General features: G+C 65.9%; 17 protein-coding genes. 3 read left to right on the forward strand and 14 right to left on the reverse strand.

The annotated features are described in order from the left end of the window. Positions 1–22: 22 nt before the first annotated feature. From nadD to ACEWQZ_RS01940, 7 genes are all read right to left on the reverse strand, one after another. Complete coding sequence (gene nadD, locus ACEWQZ_RS01910) at positions 23–673, reverse strand: nicotinate-nucleotide adenylyltransferase (protein ID WP_476481377.1); 651 nt, start codon at positions 671–673, stop codon at positions 23–25. Then, positions 670–1,689 (reverse strand): DNA polymerase III subunit delta, encoded by a 1,020-nt coding sequence (gene holA / locus ACEWQZ_RS01915; RefSeq protein WP_476481378.1) that lies wholly within the window; start codon positions 1,687–1,689, stop codon positions 670–672. The genes nadD and holA overlap by 4 nt, the downstream gene beginning before the upstream one ends. Further along, entirely contained in the window at positions 1,686–2,183 is a 498-nt protein-coding gene (locus ACEWQZ_RS01920; protein WP_476481379.1) for an LPS-assembly lipoprotein LptE, read from the reverse strand. Before ACEWQZ_RS01920 ends, holA begins: the two co-directional genes overlap by 4 nt. After that, positions 2,183–4,771 carry a leucine--tRNA ligase gene (leuS, locus tag ACEWQZ_RS01925; protein ID WP_476481380.1) on the reverse strand — a complete coding sequence of 863 codons (2,589 nt, stop codon included), beginning with the start codon at positions 4,769–4,771 and terminating at the stop codon, positions 2,183–2,185. Before leuS ends, ACEWQZ_RS01920 begins: the two co-directional genes overlap by 1 nt. A gap of 108 nt (positions 4,772–4,879) precedes the next feature. Then, the gene (locus tag ACEWQZ_RS01930) at positions 4,880–5,404 is read right to left on the reverse strand and encodes a hypothetical protein (protein ID WP_476481381.1); all 525 of its coding nucleotides are present in this window, start codon (positions 5,402–5,404) and stop codon (positions 4,880–4,882) included. A 111-nt stretch (positions 5,405–5,515) separates the two neighbouring features. Beyond that, positions 5,516–6,874, reverse strand: coding sequence for a leucyl aminopeptidase family protein (locus tag ACEWQZ_RS01935; protein WP_476481382.1), 1,359 nt, complete (start codon positions 6,872–6,874; stop codon positions 5,516–5,518). A gap of 51 nt (positions 6,875–6,925) precedes the next feature. Next, positions 6,926–7,405, reverse strand: coding sequence for a DUF2937 family protein (locus tag ACEWQZ_RS01940; protein WP_476481383.1), 480 nt, complete (start codon positions 7,403–7,405; stop codon positions 6,926–6,928). A 204-nt stretch (positions 7,406–7,609) separates the two neighbouring features. On the opposite strand from ACEWQZ_RS01940, the gene ACEWQZ_RS01945 reads away from it, so the two are divergent. After that, positions 7,610–8,710, forward strand: coding sequence for a GGDEF domain-containing response regulator (locus tag ACEWQZ_RS01945; protein WP_476481384.1), 1,101 nt, complete (start codon positions 7,610–7,612; stop codon positions 8,708–8,710). 1 nt (position 8,711) lies between these two features. Here the strand turns inward: ACEWQZ_RS01945 and ACEWQZ_RS01950 are convergent, their stop codons facing one another. The 7 genes from ACEWQZ_RS01950 to ACEWQZ_RS01980 form a co-directional block, all read right to left on the reverse strand. Then, on the reverse strand, positions 8,712–9,329 hold the full coding sequence (locus tag ACEWQZ_RS01950) for an ABC-type transport auxiliary lipoprotein family protein (protein ID WP_476481385.1): 618 nt from the start codon (positions 9,327–9,329) through the stop codon (positions 8,712–8,714). After that, a complete protein-coding gene (locus ACEWQZ_RS01955; RefSeq protein ID WP_476481386.1) occupies positions 9,329–10,294 on the reverse strand; it encodes an MlaD family protein in 966 nt (321 codons plus the stop codon). The genes ACEWQZ_RS01950 and ACEWQZ_RS01955 overlap by 1 nt, the downstream gene beginning before the upstream one ends. Before the next feature lies 1 nt (position 10,295). Next, complete coding sequence (locus ACEWQZ_RS01960; protein ID WP_476481387.1) at positions 10,296–11,093, reverse strand: ABC transporter ATP-binding protein; 798 nt, start codon at positions 11,091–11,093, stop codon at positions 10,296–10,298. Then, entirely contained in the window at positions 11,090–12,202 is a 1,113-nt protein-coding gene (locus tag ACEWQZ_RS01965; protein WP_476481388.1) for an MlaE family ABC transporter permease, read from the reverse strand. Before ACEWQZ_RS01965 ends, ACEWQZ_RS01960 begins: the two co-directional genes overlap by 4 nt. Before the next feature lie 95 nt (positions 12,203–12,297). Continuing rightward, complete coding sequence (locus tag ACEWQZ_RS01970) at positions 12,298–12,603, reverse strand: M12 family metallo-peptidase (RefSeq protein ID WP_476481461.1); 306 nt, start codon at positions 12,601–12,603, stop codon at positions 12,298–12,300. Beyond that, positions 12,604–13,587 (reverse strand): hypothetical protein, encoded by a 984-nt coding sequence (locus tag ACEWQZ_RS01975; RefSeq protein WP_476481389.1) that lies wholly within the window; start codon positions 13,585–13,587, stop codon positions 12,604–12,606. Positions 13,588–13,652: 65 nt separating this feature from the next. Then, positions 13,653–15,008, reverse strand: a complete 1,356-nt coding sequence (locus ACEWQZ_RS01980; protein WP_476481390.1) for a Do family serine endopeptidase — start codon at positions 15,006–15,008, stop codon at positions 13,653–13,655. 223 nt (positions 15,009–15,231) lie between these two features. Here ACEWQZ_RS01980 and ACEWQZ_RS01985 point away from each other — a divergent pair, with 223 nt between their 5' ends. Further along, positions 15,232–15,834, forward strand: a complete 603-nt coding sequence (locus ACEWQZ_RS01985; RefSeq protein ID WP_476481391.1) for an HNH endonuclease — start codon at positions 15,232–15,234, stop codon at positions 15,832–15,834. Then, the gene (locus ACEWQZ_RS01990) at positions 15,834–16,751 is read left to right on the forward strand and encodes a 5'-3' exonuclease (protein ID WP_476481392.1); all 918 of its coding nucleotides are present in this window, start codon (positions 15,834–15,836) and stop codon (positions 16,749–16,751) included. The genes ACEWQZ_RS01985 and ACEWQZ_RS01990 overlap by 1 nt, the downstream gene beginning before the upstream one ends. Positions 16,752–16,761 lie beyond the last annotated feature (10 nt).

A 16,761-nucleotide genomic window follows, 5' to 3' on the forward strand; every position in this document is an offset into this window, starting at 1 on the left:
TTCAGCATTTGCGACCGGATTGTCACCGGGCAAAAGGCCGTTGATAGAGCCCGTGCTTGCGGATGTAGGCCAGCACAGTCGCCGGCAACAGGAATCTCGGATCGCGTCCGGCGGCAAGCTGACGGCGGATATCGGTGGATGAAATCGACAGCTGGGTCACGCCGAGGTAACCCACCCGGCCGGCAGGGCTTGTCATCAGCTCGTCGAGTCGGCCAACCCGCCGCTCATCGAACAGTTCAGCCACTTCAGCGGCGTATTTCGCCTGGCTGCGGGGGCGCTGCATGACCACCAGGTGCGCCAGGGCCACCAGCTCTCGCCAGCGATGCCACTCGTTGAGATGATTGGCCGCATCCTGACCCAGGCACAGAATCAGCGGTCGCGAGCCCGCCTGTTCGCGAATGGAGGCCAGCGTCTCCACCATGTAGGAGGGCCCGTCGCGCCGCACCTCACGCTCGTCGACGGTCAGGTCGGGGTACGGCGCCAGCGCCAGCTCGAGCATGGCCAGACGATGACCGGCTGCGGCCACGGTGTCATCGCGGTGCGGCGGCTCGCCTGCCGGCAGCAGGCGGAAATCATCCGCCGCCAGTCGTTCACAGACCTCCGAGGCGGCGCGCAAATGCCCATAGTGCACCGGATCAAAGGTGCCGCCGAAAACGACCGTCGCCTGATTCATGCCGCGCAGAACTCCCAGCGATTGGTCGCCAGCGCCACGCACAGGCGCTCGAGCCGAAGCCAGAACATCTCGCGGCCGGTCGACTTGGACAACTGATCAAGATCCGACAGCTCCGACAGCGCCCGGGCCACCACCGCCACGGACAGCCGACGCGCAGCATCGGCGATCGGCTGTTGACGGCTTTTCCATATGCCCAGAGCCTGAAACGCCTGCCCCGGCGACTGCGTGCGCGCCAGCATCTGGAAGCTGCCGATGGTCTGCAGTTCGCGCGCCAGGGCACCGACGACCAGCGGCATCGGCGTGTCGGCCTCGCGCAGGCCGCGAACACAGCGCACCGCCGCGCCCGCCTGGCCGGCAAACACCAGCTCGACCAGGCGAAAGCTGTCAAAGCGCGCGCTGTCGGCCACCGCCGCCCGCACCTGCTCGAGTCCGATCTGCCCGCCGGGATAAAGCAGCGCCAGGCGTTCGATCTCCTGGGCTGCCGCCAGCAGGTTGCCTTCCAGACGCTCGGCCAGAAAGCGGCAGGCGGACTCATCGGCGCGGATGCCGCGGCGCGACAATCGCTGGCTGATCCACTGCACCAGGCGCTGCGGCTTGACCTTCCAGCAGGGTACATAGACACCGGCCTGATCCAGCGCCTTGACCCACGCGGTCCTTTCGCTGGCCATCTCCCAGGCATCGCACTTGACCAGCAGGACGTCGTCGCTGCCGGACTTGACGAAAGCACGCAACGCGGCCCCGCCCTCGCGGCCGGGCTTGCCCGAGGGCAGGCGCACTTCCACCAGGCGCCGGGTGGCAAAAAGAGAGGTGGTCTCGGTAGCAGACTCCAGCTGGCTCCAGTCGAAGCGCGCATCGGCCTCCAGCACCAGACGCTCGGCCACGCCGGCCTTGCGCGCGGCCTGGCGTATGGCGTCGCAGGCCTCCTCGATCAATAACGGCTCCTGGCCGGCCACCAGATAAACCGGATCGAGGCCCCGATCGAGTCGCTGCGGCAGCTTTTCCGGAAACAGTTTCACGATCTGGCGCCGGCCAGCGCCTCCAGGCGCCGGAGCATTCGTGCTGCCATCGAGCGGCTGAGGTCAGCGCGCAGGAACTCTTCTTCGCGCTGCGCGGCCAGAATTTCCTTTTCGTCAAAACTGTAGTCACGCGTGACGCTGAGGCGATCACGCTCGAGCACGGTCTCGCCGGCGGCATCTTCAAGCCGCCAGTACACCTCGAAAACCAGCAGATACTCACGCACACGAGCCTGGCCTGAAACCGAAAGCGGCTCGCGCCACATGCGCTGCGAGTCGATGCGCAGCGTCGCCGCATCGGAGGCCGGCGACGACAGGAGATCGACACCATTGGCCTCGAGCAACAGGCTCAGCTCGCGGGCAAAAACGGTGCTGTCATCGCCTACGGCCACGTGCGTGCGGCTCATGAACTCCGGCAGGCGGGCATCGCCGCGCAGCTGAAAGCCGCAGGCGCCGACCAGTGCGGCCAGAAACACGATGCCGATCGCGCGCTGCATCAGCCGACCACGATATTGAGCAGCTTGTCGGGCACCAGAATGACCTTGCGCACCTGCTTGCCCTCGAGATGGCGGGCGACGTTGTCATCACCCATGGCGGCCTGCTGAACGCTGTCGCGGTCGGCCCCCGGGCGCACGTCGATGCGACCGCGCACCTTGCCGTTGACCTGCACCACAATGGTCACGGCAGCGCGCGCCAGGGCAGACTCGTCAACCGCCGGCCAGCCGGCCTCGAACACCGACCCTTCGCGCCCGAGATCGTGCCACAGGGACTCGGCCAGGTGCGGCGTCACCGGGGCAATCAGCCGTACCACCGCCTCCCAGGCTTCCTGAGCCAGCTTTCGCCCGGGCTCGTCGGTCGCCGTGAATCGCTGCAGCTGGTTGCAGAACTCCATGGTCGCAGCGATGGCGGTATTGAAGGTCTGGCGCCGGCCCATGTCATCGCCGACCTTGGCAATGGTTTCGTGCAGCTGCCGGCGCAGCTCGCGCGCGTCACCGTCAAGGGCATCGGGCCGCTGGCCGGGCAGAGCCCCTGCGGCCACGTGGGCCTGCACACCGGCATGCAGTCGCCGGAGAAAACGCCAGGCACCCTCGACGCCGGCCTCGGACCACTCCAGCGAGTGTTCGGGCGGCGCGGCAAACATCGAAAACAGGCGTACGGTGTCGGCGCCCCAGGTATCGACCAGCGTCTGCGGGTCCACCCCGTTGTTCTTGGACTTGGCCATCTTCTCGATGCCGCCGGGCTCGACTGCCTTGCCGTCGGCCTTGAGCACCGCGCTGAGCACCTCCCCCTTGCCGTCGCGCTGGACCTCCACGTCGGCCGGATTGAACCAGATCCTGCGACCGGACTCCTCCTCACGGTAGTAGGTCTCGGCCAGCACCATGCCCTGAGTCAGCAGGCGGGCGAAGGGTTCGTCGATCTCGATGAGCTTCTGGTCACGCATCAGCCGGGTCCAGAAGCGCGCATAGAGCAGGTGCAGAATGGCATGCTCGATGCCGCCGATGTACTGATCGACCGGCATCCACTGATCGGCGCGTTCGTCCACCATCGCCTGATCATTGTCGGGGCAGGTATAGCGCAGAAAATACCAGGCCGAGTCGACAAAGGTGTCCAGCGTATCGGTCTCGCGCCGGGCGTCGGCGCCGCATTCGGGGCAGTCGACCTCGAGAAATTCCGGATGCCGACTGAGAGGGTTGCCCGAGCCGTCGGGCACCAGATCCTCGGGCAGGGTCACCGGCAGATCGGCATCGGGCACCGGCACGTCGCCGCATTCGGGGCAGTGAATGATCGGAATCGGACAGCCCCAGTAACGCTGGCGCGAGACACCCCAGTCGCGCAGACGAAACTGCGTGCGGGCCCGGCCGGCACCGCGCTGTTCGAGCTCGGCGACGATGGCATCGAAACCCTGAGACCAGGCAAGGCCGTCGAAACGACCGGAGTTGACCAGATGGCCAGCGCTTTCGGCATAGTCATCGTGCCACTGGCGATCATCGTATTGCCGCTGCTCCGGCAGGCTGATGACCTGCCGAATCGGCAGGCCGTATTTCAGGGCAAAAGCGAAGTCGCGCTCGTCATGCGCGGGAACGGCCATGACCGCGCCCTCGCCATAGGCCATCAGCACATAGTTGGCAACCCAGACCGGAAGTTCGTCACCGGTCAGCGGGTGGACGGCTTTCAGCCCGGTGTCCATGCCCTTCTTTTCCTGCGCCGCAATATCGGCTTCCGACACGCCGCCCTGCTGGCATTCGGCAATGAAGGCGGTCAGCTCGGGATTGCCTTCAGCCGCCTGCCTGGCAAGCGGATGCTCAGCGGCCACCGCCATGAAAGTCGCCCCCATCAGCGTGTCGGGACGGGTGGTGAAGACCCTGATCGTCTCCTCACCACAGGCGAAGTCGACCTCGGCACCCTCGCTCTTGCCGATCCAGTTGGCCTGCATGGCGCGCACACGCTCAGGCCAGCCGTCAAGGCCATCAAGGCTTTGGAGCAGCTCGTCGGCGTAGTCGGTAATGCGCAGGTAATACATCGGGATTTCGCGCTTTTCGACGGTCGCGCCGGTGCGCCAGCCTTTGCCGTCGATGACCTGCTCGTTGGCCAGCACGGTCTGGTCGACCGGGTCCCAGTTGACCGTGCCGGTCTTCTTGTAGGCAATGCCGCGCTCGAGCAGGCGCAGGAAAAACCACTGGTTCCAGCGATAGTATTCCGGGTCGCAGGTCGCCAGCTCGCGCTCCCAGTCGATGGCAAAACCCAGCTGCCTGAGCTGCTCGCGCATGTGCGCGATGTTTTCACGGGTCCATTGCGCCGGGGGCACGCCGTTGGCCATGGCGGCATTCTCGGCCGGCAGACCGAAAGCGTCCCAGCCCATCGGCTGGAGCACGCGCCTGCCCTGCATGCGCTGATAGCGAGAAATCACGTCGCTGATGGTGTAGTTGCGCATGTGGCCCATGTGCAACCGGCCCGAAGGGTAGGGAAACATGCTCAGGCAATAAAACCGCTCGCCGTCGCCGGATTCGGCACGATTCGCGTGGCGCTCTTCCCAGAAACGCTGGATTACCGGCTCGAGCTCGCCGGGGCGATAGCTGTCTGTCACCGTCTGCTGCTACCCTGCTGTGCTTGGAAACAAGTTTGTGAAAGCAACGCCGCCCCGCATGCGGGGCGGCGCTGGTCTTGTCGCTGGACCGATCGGGTGGTCAGCGGTCTACTGCGGCTCACCGTCGTCGTCGGTTGCCTCGTCGGCGCGCTCGGCCAGTCGATCCCAGGCATCGTTGGCTTCCTGCCAGGCTTCCCGCGCTCTGGCGCTGGCGCCTTCCCAGGTATCACCGGCCTGCTCGCTGACCTTTTCCCAGGCTTCTTCGGCCCGCTCGCGCGCCTGCGCAGCAGCTTCCCGCGTTTCCTGCCAGGCCTCGCTGCCCTTGTCGTCGGCGGCGGCAAGCGCCTCTTCGGCCTTGTCGCGGGCTTCTTCAGCCAGCTCGCGTGTTCTCTCCCAGACGCTGTCGTCAACGGCGTCTTCAGCGGCCTCGACACTCTCGTCAACCGACTCGGCCGCACTCTCCCCGACCTCCCGGCTTCTGTCCCTGACCTCGTCAAAGGCGTCGGCGGTCTTCTCGCCGGCCTCTTCCACGGCTTCGGCCGCCTTGTCGCCAGCGTCCTCGATCTGATCAGCTTCTTCGGACTGGCAAGCAGCCAGCGCCAGAATGGCGACTGCAATCCACATGTAACGCATGATCTCTCTCCTGCTTTGTGCGCAGCCTGTGCGCGTTGTCCACCAGTCTTTATCCTAACCTCATTGTTGCGCCTGCAACACCCCCCGACGCCGGCCGCGGGCGCATGCACCTCAACCGTAGACCGACTCCAGCCACTGCCACATGCTGCGCAGCCCCTGCACCTCGCCTCCGGCCGGACGCCCGGGGCGATCCGACTGATTCCAGGCATAGATATCAAGGTGCAGCCAATCGACATCAGCGGCCACGAAATGATCCAGGAACAGCGCTGCGGTCACGCTGCCGGCAAAACTCGAGGTGCCGGTATTGGAAAGATCGGCGATGGCTGGTTCGATCTGCTGGCGATAGGGCGCGAACAGCGGCATGGGCCACACCGGGTCCTCCAGCGAAAAGCTCAGATCCTGAATCTCCCGGACCGTCGCGGTGTCGCGGCCGTAGATGGGCGGCAGATCTTCGCCCAGGGCAACGCGTGCGGCCCCGGTCAGGGTGGCAAAATCAATCACGCGCTCAGCCCCCTCTTCGCAGGCCAGGGTGAGCGCATCCGATAACACCACACGACCCTCTGCATCGGTGTTGCCAATGGCCACGCTGGTGCCCTTGCGGGTGGAGATGATATCCGAGGGCCGATAGGCATTGCCCGCAATCGCGTTCTCCACCGCCGGAATGTAGACCCGCAGATTGACGTCCAGGCCCATGGCCATGATCACCCGCGCGAGGCCGAGCACGTGCGCGGCACCGCCCATGTCCTTCTTCATCAGCACCATGCCGGCGCCGGGCTTGACGTTGAGCCCGCCGGAATCGAAGATCACGCCCTTGCCCACCAGGGCCAGTGGCGGGGCATCGTCGCGCCCCCACTGCATGCGGACAAGGCGCGGATGGCGGCTGGCGGCCTGCCCGACCACGTGTATGGCCGGGAACTCGCGCTCGAGCCGCGCGCCCTCGATGACCTCACAGCGGGCGCCGTACTCGCCGGCCAGCTGGTCGGCCACATCGGCCAGCTCGCCCGGCCCCAGATCATTGGCCGGAGTATTGACCAGATCGCGTATCTGAAAAGAGGCGTCGAGCAGAACCCGCAGGCGCTTCTCGGCCCCGGCTTCTACCGCCAGACGTGCCGCCGGCCGATCCATTTTCTTGTAGCGATCGAAACGGTAGCAGCCCAGGCCCCAGCCAACGGCAGCGCGCTCGACCTCTTCGCTCGACCAGTCGCTTGCCAACCGATAGTCACCCGCGGGCAGCTCGCCGGGCAGGTGGGCAAGCGCCCAGAGCCGATCATCGCTTTCACGCCCGGCAAGAATGCAGGCCAGAGCGCCCTGATCGTCGGGTACCGCCAGAAACGTGCCCGGCCGGGCGCTGAAGCCGCTGGCCTCGACCCAGCTGCGGCCCGTGGCGTCGGCCTGCTCTTTCCAGGAGGCCAGCGTTTCGGCATCCAGGGAGTGAATGGGAATGGCGCGCTCGGGGGATACGCAGAACATGCTGACTCCGCTTGGTTGAATAAAGTCCTCAAGGATAGCAACTGCCGCGCCTCAGCGCGCGCGCAGCGAGCGCCGGCGTCGCAGCAGCAGGCCGGGCGACTTGATCAACTCATAGGTCAGCAGCGCCAGCACAACGCCAACGGCGGTCCAGATCAGGGAGGGTGCATCGATGGGCAGCGCAGGCGTGAATGCCTCCCAGGCGCGCCGAGCGATCGCGGAATCGCCGTGTTGCAGCATCATGATCGGCTGCAGCAGGGGCGAGGCATCGGCAATCGCGGCATGGGTCGCCTCCAGCTCGGCCACGCGGTCGGCAAAACCGCGCACGGCCTGCGCCCGCTCCGGCGCCGTCAGCTCCGGCACCAATACGCCGCGCTCGACCAGCTCGAGCGTTCGCCGGGCTTCGTCCAGATGCCCTCCCAGACGCTGCAGATAGGCGTGGGTAAACGCCGGCGCCTGGGACAGCCCCATGCCGCCGCCGGCCCCGCTCACGGCGCTGCCCAGATTGTCGAACTTGCGGCCAATCCATCCCATCTGCGCCAGTTTCTGGCGCCCCGGCGGGCAAGTCAAGGCCGCATCAACGCCTGCCGCTTTGTGCCGTCAAGTGACCGCTGCCGTCACCGGCCCGCGGGCAAAAGCCGCCCGGCAATGCGTGGCCGAGGCGGAATCGGGCGCCCGTGTCGCTGATGCAGTCCAAACAGAACACCAACATGGCACGAGAGCTGCAAGGAGTACGGCATGGACACGCACACGCAATCTTCTTCGCGGCAGCCGCGAATCCTGTTTGTCGACGACAGCCGCCTGATGCGGGCCTGCGCCAATCAGATACTGGGCAAGCAGTTTGATCTGGTGCTGGCAGAGTCGGCGGAACAGGCCTGGGATCTTCTGCAGACCGACCCGCGCATCGAAGTCGTTTTCAGCGACCTGGTGATGGCCGGCAGGAGCGGCTTCGACCTGCTCCAGCAGATCAGGCAGGCCGAGCAGGCCCGCCTCAAGGAACTGCCCCTGGTGCTGATCACCGGCCAGGAAGACGGCGAGGCCAAACGCAAGCACGCGCTGATGCTCGGCGCCACCGACTTCATCTCGAAACCGTTCCAGGCCAGCGAACTGACTGCCCGCGCCAAAGCCTATGCGCGCAGCGGGCGATCCGCCAGGCGCCTGCGCCTGCTCGAGCAGGCGCACCATATCGACCCTGAAACCGGGCTTGGCAATCGGCGTTACTGCGAAGAGCGGCTGATCCAGGCGATGAGCTTCGCCAGGCGCCATCAACAGCCGCTGGTGCTGATGCATCTGCGCCTGTCAGGGCTCGGAGAACTGCTCGATGAGCTTGGCGAGCGGCACGCCGCGCGCGCGCTCGAGCGCATCGGCGACACCCTTCGGCAACGCATTCGCCGCGAAGACACGGTCTTCCGGACCGAACCGGAAACCTTCAGCTTCCTGCTCACCGCTACCGATGCCGAGGGCGCCCGGCAGCTGCAGCAACGCTTCCTGCCCGATCTCGACGCGCTGGGCCTGAGGCCGGCTGGCGAAGCGCTGGGGGTGGAGGCCGGCTTCATCATCCAGACGCCGCCGCCGATGAACGGACGCGACGGTGCCCAGATTCTCGAAGACGGGCTGGCCGGCAAGAGCCATCCGCCGGAGCCGGCGCAGGACGATGACGAGGCGGCGCCCGACATCGAACAGGCGCTGGCCATGGTCAAGCAGGGCCAGGCAGAGCGCCTGCAGCCGCATCTGCATTCGCTCCGGCGGCGTCTGCAACCGCTGCTCGAGCTGATCGAGGCCGAAACTGCCGGCAATCGCCACGGCCGCGGCGGCAACGGCAGCCGCACCGCTCACTGAATCAGCGCTCGGCGCCCGAAGCTGTCGCTGTGCCCAGCCGCCCCTGCAGCCAGTCGGACAGCTCTGCAAACGCCCGGCGCAGGCTCGATTCCAGGGCCGGCAGGGCCTGATCGATGGCATTTCCCTCGGCTGACTCGTGGCGAACCACCCGGTGGGTTGCCACCAGCCCGCCGCCGGCGTCGAACAAGCGCGCCGCGATATCGAACTCGGCGCGCAGCCCGGTTTCGGTTTCTGCAAACTCGAAGCCGTGCATGACCAGATCAAGGCGGTAGTCCGCGGGCAGGCTGCCATATCCGCCCACCGTGGCGACGCGGCCATCGAGATATTCAATCAGCATTGTCTGCACCAGATCCGGTGCCCGGTCGATCCAAGCCACGCCTGCCCAGGGCAGCAGCGTGCGCTCGCGGCGCAGCAGGATACGGCTGGAATCACGGGTACGGTCGGTACGCGGACGCGAAATGGCCAGCGTGCCGTTGTCACCCGGTTGTTCAGCCGCGGGTTCTGCGTCCAGCTGGGGGGCGATCAGCCGATAGCGGACCTCGCCGCCACCCAGCATGCACGAGCTGGCCAGCAGCGCGACAGTCAGGCACATCAGCGCCCGGTAGACAGAATGTTTCATCAGGGTTCGTACTCCTCTGGCCGCTCATCACCCAACAGGAAGCCGGCGGGGTTGCGCTCGAAACGCTCGGTCACGGCAGACAGCTCGTCGATCAGCTGGCGCATTTCCTGCACCGCGGGCCCAAGCGGGGTGATGACCTGGTCGCCCAGGCCGGAAAAAGCCGCCTCGTTGTCGGCCACGAGACCATCAATGCGTTCGCCGGTCCGGGCCAGGCGGCTCATCGCTTCGCGCAGCGACTCGGCCGCCTTGGGGAAAGACTCCAGCAGCACCGGCTCGATGCGGGCAAACGAGGCGGATATGTCCTCCACCAGGCCGCGAACCTCGCGAATGAGCGGCGCCAGCTCCTCGCTGGTCCGATCGAGGTTGCGCACAATCTGACCAAAGCGGCCGCTCTCCACGTTGAGCGCCGCGGTAAAGTCCTCGATGTTGGCCAGCGCGGCGCTGACGCGTTCGCTGTTTTCCTCGCTGAGCACCTCGAGCAGGCGCAGCATCACCTCGCTGGCGGTACTGGCAATGTCCTCGGAGGCCTCCATCAGGCGCTGCAGGCCCGACTCCTCGGCGATGATCACCGGGCGCTTGCGCTCGGGATCGGCCTTCAGCGGCGGGCTGTCGGCGCTGCCGCCGCGCAGCTGGATGGTCGACACCCCCGTCAGCCCGGAGGCCGAAAGACGCGCCGTCGTATCCTGACGCAGCGGCGCCTGTTCTTCCAGGCGAATGACGGCAATCACCCGCCCGGGATCATCCGGCGACAGGCGCAGGTCGCGCACGCTGCCCATGGTGATGCCGTTGTACTGCACGCTCGATCCGGACGCCAGGCCGGTCACCGGCTGCAGGAAGTGCACCTCCAGCTCCTGCCAGGCCTCGTCGGCAGCCCACTTGGCGGACCACAGGCCGACGAGCACCAGCAAGACCATGCCGGCCAGGGTGAAGGCTCCGATCAATACGTGGTTGGCCCGTGGCTCCATATCAGCTTGCCTCTCCTGCCTGCGCCAGCCTGGCCTGACGTGCCCGCGGGCCGTGGAAGTAGTCCTGGACCCAGGGATGGTCAAAGGCCTCGACTTGTTCGAGACCATCGTTGATCAGCACGCGCCGGTCGCCGATGACGGCAATGCGATCGCAGATACTGTAGAGCGTATCAAGATCGTGCGTGATCAGAAACACGGTCAGGCCAAGCGCGTCGGTCAGGGTACGCAACAGCCGGTCGAAATCGGCAGCGCCAATGGGATCGAGCCCGGCGGTGGGTTCATCGAGAAACAACAGCTCGGGATCGAGTGCCAGCGCCCGCGCCAGGCCGGCGCGCTTGCGCATGCCGCCCGACAGCTCCGAAGGATACTTGCCGCAAGCCGTCAGCGGCAGGCCGGTCAGACGAATCCTGAGGCGGGCAAGCTCACAGCGGAGCGCGCCGTCGATCTCCGGATAATGCGTCTGGATCGGCACCTCGACATTCTCGCGCACGGTCAGTGAAGAAAACAGCGCGCCGTCCTGGAACAGCACGCCGGTTCGGCGCCGCAGCGTGCGCAGCGACTCTCCGCTGCCGTTGACCCGCTGCCCGAACACTTCGATGAGGCCGGACTGCGGCTGCAACAGCCCCAGAATCGAGCGCATCAGCACCGACTTGCCGCTGCCGGACCCGCCCACCACGCCGAGGATCTCGCCGCGCTCGACGTCGAGATCCAGCCCGTCGTGCACGGTCTGGGTGCCAAAACGGTTGACCAGCCCACGAACCCGGATCACCGGGCCGTGTTCCGCTGCTGCCGCGCTCACCAGCCCAGCTCCATGAAAAACACCGCCGCGAAGGCGTCGATGATGATGACCAGGGTAATGCTCTGCACCACCGCCGAGGTGGTGCGCTCACCCACCGACTGGGCGGTTCCGGCCACTTTGAGTCCTTCCAGGCAGCCAATCAGCGCAATGGTGGCAGCAAAGATCGGCGCCTTGCACAGGCCCACCAGATAGTGCTGCAGGGTGACGGCCTCGCGCATTCGGGCAAGAAACATCTCCGGCTCGATGCCCAGCCCCAGCACCGAAACCGCCAGGCCGCCGGCAAACCCGGCCAGCGTGGCCAGCAGCCCGAGAATGGGCAGCATGATCACCAGCGCAAGCAGCCGCGGCAGCACCAGCAGAACGATTGGATCCAGGCCAAGCGTGCGCATGGCATCCAGCTCTTCACGCGCCTTCATGGTGCCGATCTGGGCGGTAAAGGCGCTGGCGGTTCGTCCGGCCATCAGAATGGCGGCCAGCAGCACGCCGAATTCGCGCAAGAAAGAAAAGGTGATCAGATCGACAACGAACAGCTCGGCACCGAAATCGCGCAGCACCGTGGCCCCGAGATAAGCCACCACAGCGCCGACCAGAAAGGCCAGCAGGGCCGTCAGCGGCAGCGCGTTCAGGCCGGTCTGCTGCATGTGGTGGACAGTCGCGGTCACGCGCCACTGCGACGGCCGGAACATGGTCGTCGCCAGGCGGCTGAGGGCCAGCCCGAGAAAACCCACCAGGCGACCGAGGTGGTATCCGGCATGCGCCACGGTCTTGCCAATTCCGGCCAGCCACTCCTGCCACAGCGGTGCCGGTGCTGCCTCCTGCTGCCAGTCGCCGGCCAGCGCCGCGGCCACGGTGTCGAACAGCGGCCGATGCGCGGCCGCCAGGCGGATATTTTCAGGCTCGACCGACAGCGATCGGGCGGCGCGAATCAACAGATAGGCGCCGGCAGCATCCAGCCGCGAGATCGCCGAGGCGTCGATTTCATGCGCCGAATCACCGGCACGGGCCACAATCGGCTCCAGCGCGGCCGCCTGATCCAGCCGCCAGTCGCCCACGGCAAGCCGGCGCTCGCTATCGGCGGAGTCGGTCAGAAATTGCGCGGAATCGACCATACGAAGTGGCGAGTAATCAGAAAAGTGACAGCTGTGACTTTAGTGTACCCCGGCAGCATTCGTGGTCATTTCAGCAATTGATACGTTTGGCGCTATCAGCGCTCGAAGCGGTCTTCGAAGACAGGCGGGTTTTCATCCATGATGCCCAGGCAGGATGGCGTATTGGCGGCAACCTTCTGCAGCAGCCGGGACTCGACTCTTGAGTGCAGCTCGAATTTGTTGCTACCGCAGCCTGCGGAACTGACATGACAGTAGCTCATCAGCGTGCCCTGGCTCCCGGCCGGACAGCTGACCGGGCCGGAATAGCAGCCCGACTCCGCGGCATAACACTGATCGATCTCGGGTTGATAGCAGTGCGTGTGCGATGAGCCGAGGTTATGCCCCAGCTCGTGCGCCAGCAGCTAAGCGCTCCTCTGGACATCAACCCAGGAACTGTAGAATAACTGATTGACGCTGTAGCTACCACCATAGGCCCCTGTGCGGCAATAGGTGTCGAGCCAGGCAATGCCGGAAGCCGGGTTGCCCGAAGACGAGTTGCCTGAAATCAGGGCGGCATGGGTGCGGTCGATATGATCCATATTGCTCGCCCAGTAAGCGCCGAATTCATCGAGATGCGCACGACTGGCGCCCGAGTCCTTTTGTGAATACGGATCCGAGCCCACCCGCAATATGGTGGGGCCCTGCAGCATCCGCAGGTTCAACTGAGACTCGAAAACCGTGTTCGTGGCCACCATCAGTTCTTCGAAGTAGGCGGTCGCTGCGGCTTCGTCGTTGCCAAAGCGCTTGTCCAGCCATTCAGCGTCGGTATCCAACGCCAGCACGCCGTAGCGCAAGCCGCCCTGGCGGGCGGCATGCAGCGCATCGCCTGCCGGTACCGGCGGCTGGTCCGATGCATGGTCAGGCTGATCCAGCGCCAGATTGCCGCAACTCTGGGTCAATTCGACGCCCGTGGGCAACAGCGCGTCAACGCCACGGGCTTCGATTTGCCAGCCCCTGTCGCTGCTCAGGTGCAGCGCCTGCATGCCCAGGGCGGTGATCAGCGTGCCGTCCAATCGCAATCCGACCGGGTCGAACAACAGGCCAACGCGGGTGGACTCGCGGCCTGGGCGCCTGCCCATGAAGACCTTCCGGCGCGGATAGTCGAGCACGGCCAGCTCGCCGTCGCGAACGACCTGCACCCGGGCACCCGGCGCTCTGAGCTCGATGCGCTCGAGCACGACCGTACCGTCGATGACGCCACCGAGCAGGGCGGCGTCAACCGCAACGGCCTCGCCAACGGCGACGCGATCGAGCGCCAGCAGCAGGCGCTCCGGTGTTTTGATTGGCGCCGCAAGCGCCGCCGCGCAGGGCAGCAGGCAGGCGAACAGGCACATCAGGATCCGCATGGACATTCTCCCGGGCAGTCAGGTTGCCGGAAGCAGTGTACCCCGCCGCCCCGAAGGATCCGCAATCAACCCAGAGGCACCCGATAAGCCCCGCCCCGGCGGTGAATTTCCAGCGTCAGCTCGTGGCCTTCATCCAGCGGAAAGAGGGTTCGCATTTCGGCAAGGCTGCGCACCCGCTGCCGATTGACGCCAACGATCAGGTCCCCTGAGCGCAGCCCCGCGTTCCAGGCCGATGAGTTGCGGCGAACCTGCTCGATCAGCACACCGGCGGCGCGGGCGCGCTCGGGAATCCGGACCAGAGCGGCGCCCTCCAGGCGTTCGTCGAGACGCCGGCCGGAGATGCGCTCATCGAGATTTTCCTCGATGCGCACGCGGGCCGCCTCACGCCGGCCTTCGCGCAGGTACTCCACCCTCACGCGACGGCCAACGGCCAGCAGACCCTCGATATTGCGCAGTCCCTGGGCGTTCTTGACCGGCCGGTCATCGACCGAAACGATCACGTCACCGGCGTTGAGCCCGGCCTCCAGCAGCGCCGACTTCTCGTCCATGCGGGTTATGACCACTCCCTGCGTGGTCTCCAGGCCGAGCGCCTCGCGCAGCTCTTCATCGAGATCCTGCACCTCCACGCCAAAGGAACCACGTCGCACTTCACCATGCTCGATCAGCTGCGCCATGACGTGCTCGGCGGTGCTGACGGGAATCGCGAAGCCGATGCCGACATTGCCGCCCGAAGGCGTGAAGATCGCCGTATTGATTCCGACCAGCTCGCCGCGCAGGTTGATCAACGCACCGCCGGAGTTGCCGGGGTTGATGGAGGCGTCGGTCTGAATGAAGTTCTGATATTCCAGCCCGCGCAGCCCGCTGCGTCCGAGCGCGGAAACGATTCCGGAGGTGACCGTCTGCCCCAGGCCGAAAGGATTGCCGACGGCGACCACGAAGTCCCCGACCCGCAGGCGGTCGAATTCGTCGAGCGGCAGCTCGGCCAGGTCGTCGGCCTCGATGCGGATCACGGCCAGGTCGGTGTCGCGATCGGAGCCGACAAACTCGGCCGCCAGCTGGCGCCCGTCCTGCAGGCGCACGGCAATGTCGTCAGCGCCTTCGATGACGTGATTGTTGGTCAGCACATAACCGCCTGCGGCATCGACAATCACGCCCGAACCCAGGCTTTGCTGCTCGCGCTCGCGCGGCCGCCCCGGAAAATCGAAAAAGCGACGGAAGAAAGGGTCATCCAGAAGCGGGCTGCTGCGCACCTGAACGCGGGTTGTGGTGTGCACGTTGACCACCGCCGGCATGACCTCCTCGAGCACCGGCGCCAGCGAAGGCAGTGGCTCACCGTCGACCGCTGCCGGCAGCGCCGCGGTCGCCGTGTGCAGGCTCAACAGCAGGGTCAGGAACAGCAAAATGCGAAAGCTGGTTTTCATCTATGGCCCTTTTGGTGATGGAATACCGAGTGTCAATGATGCCGCCTTGGACTGATCGGACGGTCGCCAGGTTCACTCCAACCGCCGGTGGCCGCAAAGGCCCGCGGCAGGCGGGCGGCCGCGGCGAACAGGGTTGCAATTGCCCGCAGAATCCGGATGATGTAAACGTCGCCGGTTTCGCTGTCCCCAACATATTGGGCACGAAACGCCTGGAGAACACAATATGCTGAACCTGGACCAGCAAATACTGCGCACCGATGTCACCGGAATGCCGCTTGAATGGATCGGCTACCAGCATGCGGTTCGTCTGATTGTGCTCAACCAGGTCCGCTACGCTCTGGGCCGCGTGCTCTATCGCCTGCACGGCGGCATCAACGCCGGCAGCGGCCGGCGCACGGAAATCCCGATCAATGCCATCATCGCCACTCAGGGCCTGCATCCGGATGCCCATCGTTTTTACGACCGCTACACGCCACCGCTGTCGAACCGCGCGCTGTTCCGGCGCGACGAGAACCTCTGCCTGTATTGCGGCGAACAATTTCCGGAGCGCGCCCTGTCGCGCGATCATGTTCATCCGCTTGCCCGCGGCGGCGCCGACACCTGGGCCAACGTCGTGACCGCCTGCAAGCGCTGCAACAACCACAAGGGCTCGCGCACGCCCGAAGACGCCGGCATGCAGCTGCTGGCCATTCCCTTCACGCCCACGCATGCTGAATACGTCTACCTGCAGGGGCGGCGGATCGTGGCCGACCAGATGGAGTTTTTGCTGGCGCACTTTCCGCGCAACAGCGTGCTGCGCAAACGCCTGACCGCCACCGCCGCCTGATGCTCGACACCGGCAGCAGCCCCAACGGCCCGCAGCGGGCCTACCTGATCGATGCCAGCCTGTACATCTTTCGCGCCTGGTACAGCATGCCCGACCGCTTTGCCGATGCCGCCGGGCGGCCCACCAACGCGGTCTACGGTTTTGCCCGCTTCTTGTGCGAACTGCTCGAACAGACCGAAGCCCACCACGTGGCGGTGGCCTTCGACGAGTCCCTGACCAGCTCGTATCGCAACGAGATCGATCCCGAATACAAGGCCAACCGCGAACCCGCGCCCGAAGCACTCAAGCGCCAGTTCGCCTGGTGCCGCGACCTGGGCCGGGCGCTGGGGCTGACGGTGTGCTCCGACAGCTATTACGAAGCCGATGACCTGATCGCCACGCTGGCTGATCAGTGTCAATCGCGCGGGCAGTCGGTGTGCGTGGTCACCGGCGACAAGGACCTGACGCAATTACTCGTCGATGACGACCACTGGTGGGATTTCTCGCGCCGGCGGCGGCTGGACTGCCGCGGCGTGTTCGAGCACTTCGGTGTCCACCCGCATCAGATGGCCGACTTTCTCGCGCTCACCGGGGATGCCGTCGACAATATCACCGGCGTGCCCGGCGTCGGCCCCAAGACGGCCAGCGCGCTGCTGGCGCACTTCGGCAGTCTGGATGCAATCTACCAACGCCTTGATGAAATCGCCTGGCTGAAGATCCGCGGCGCGAAAACACTGGCGGCCCGGCTGCGCGAGCACGAAGCCGCTGCGCGCCTGGCCCGGCAGCTCACCGGGCTGCACTGCCAGGTACCGCAGCTGGCCGCGATCGGCGATCTGACCCGTGGCAGGGGCGACGGCGACGCCCTCGACGCCCTGCTCGACAGCCTCCACTTCGGCCGTCCGCTGCGCGAACGGCTGCACCGCCTTTCACCGAGCTGAGGAATCCGCC

The organism is Wenzhouxiangella sp. YN1, from assembly GCF_056324145.1.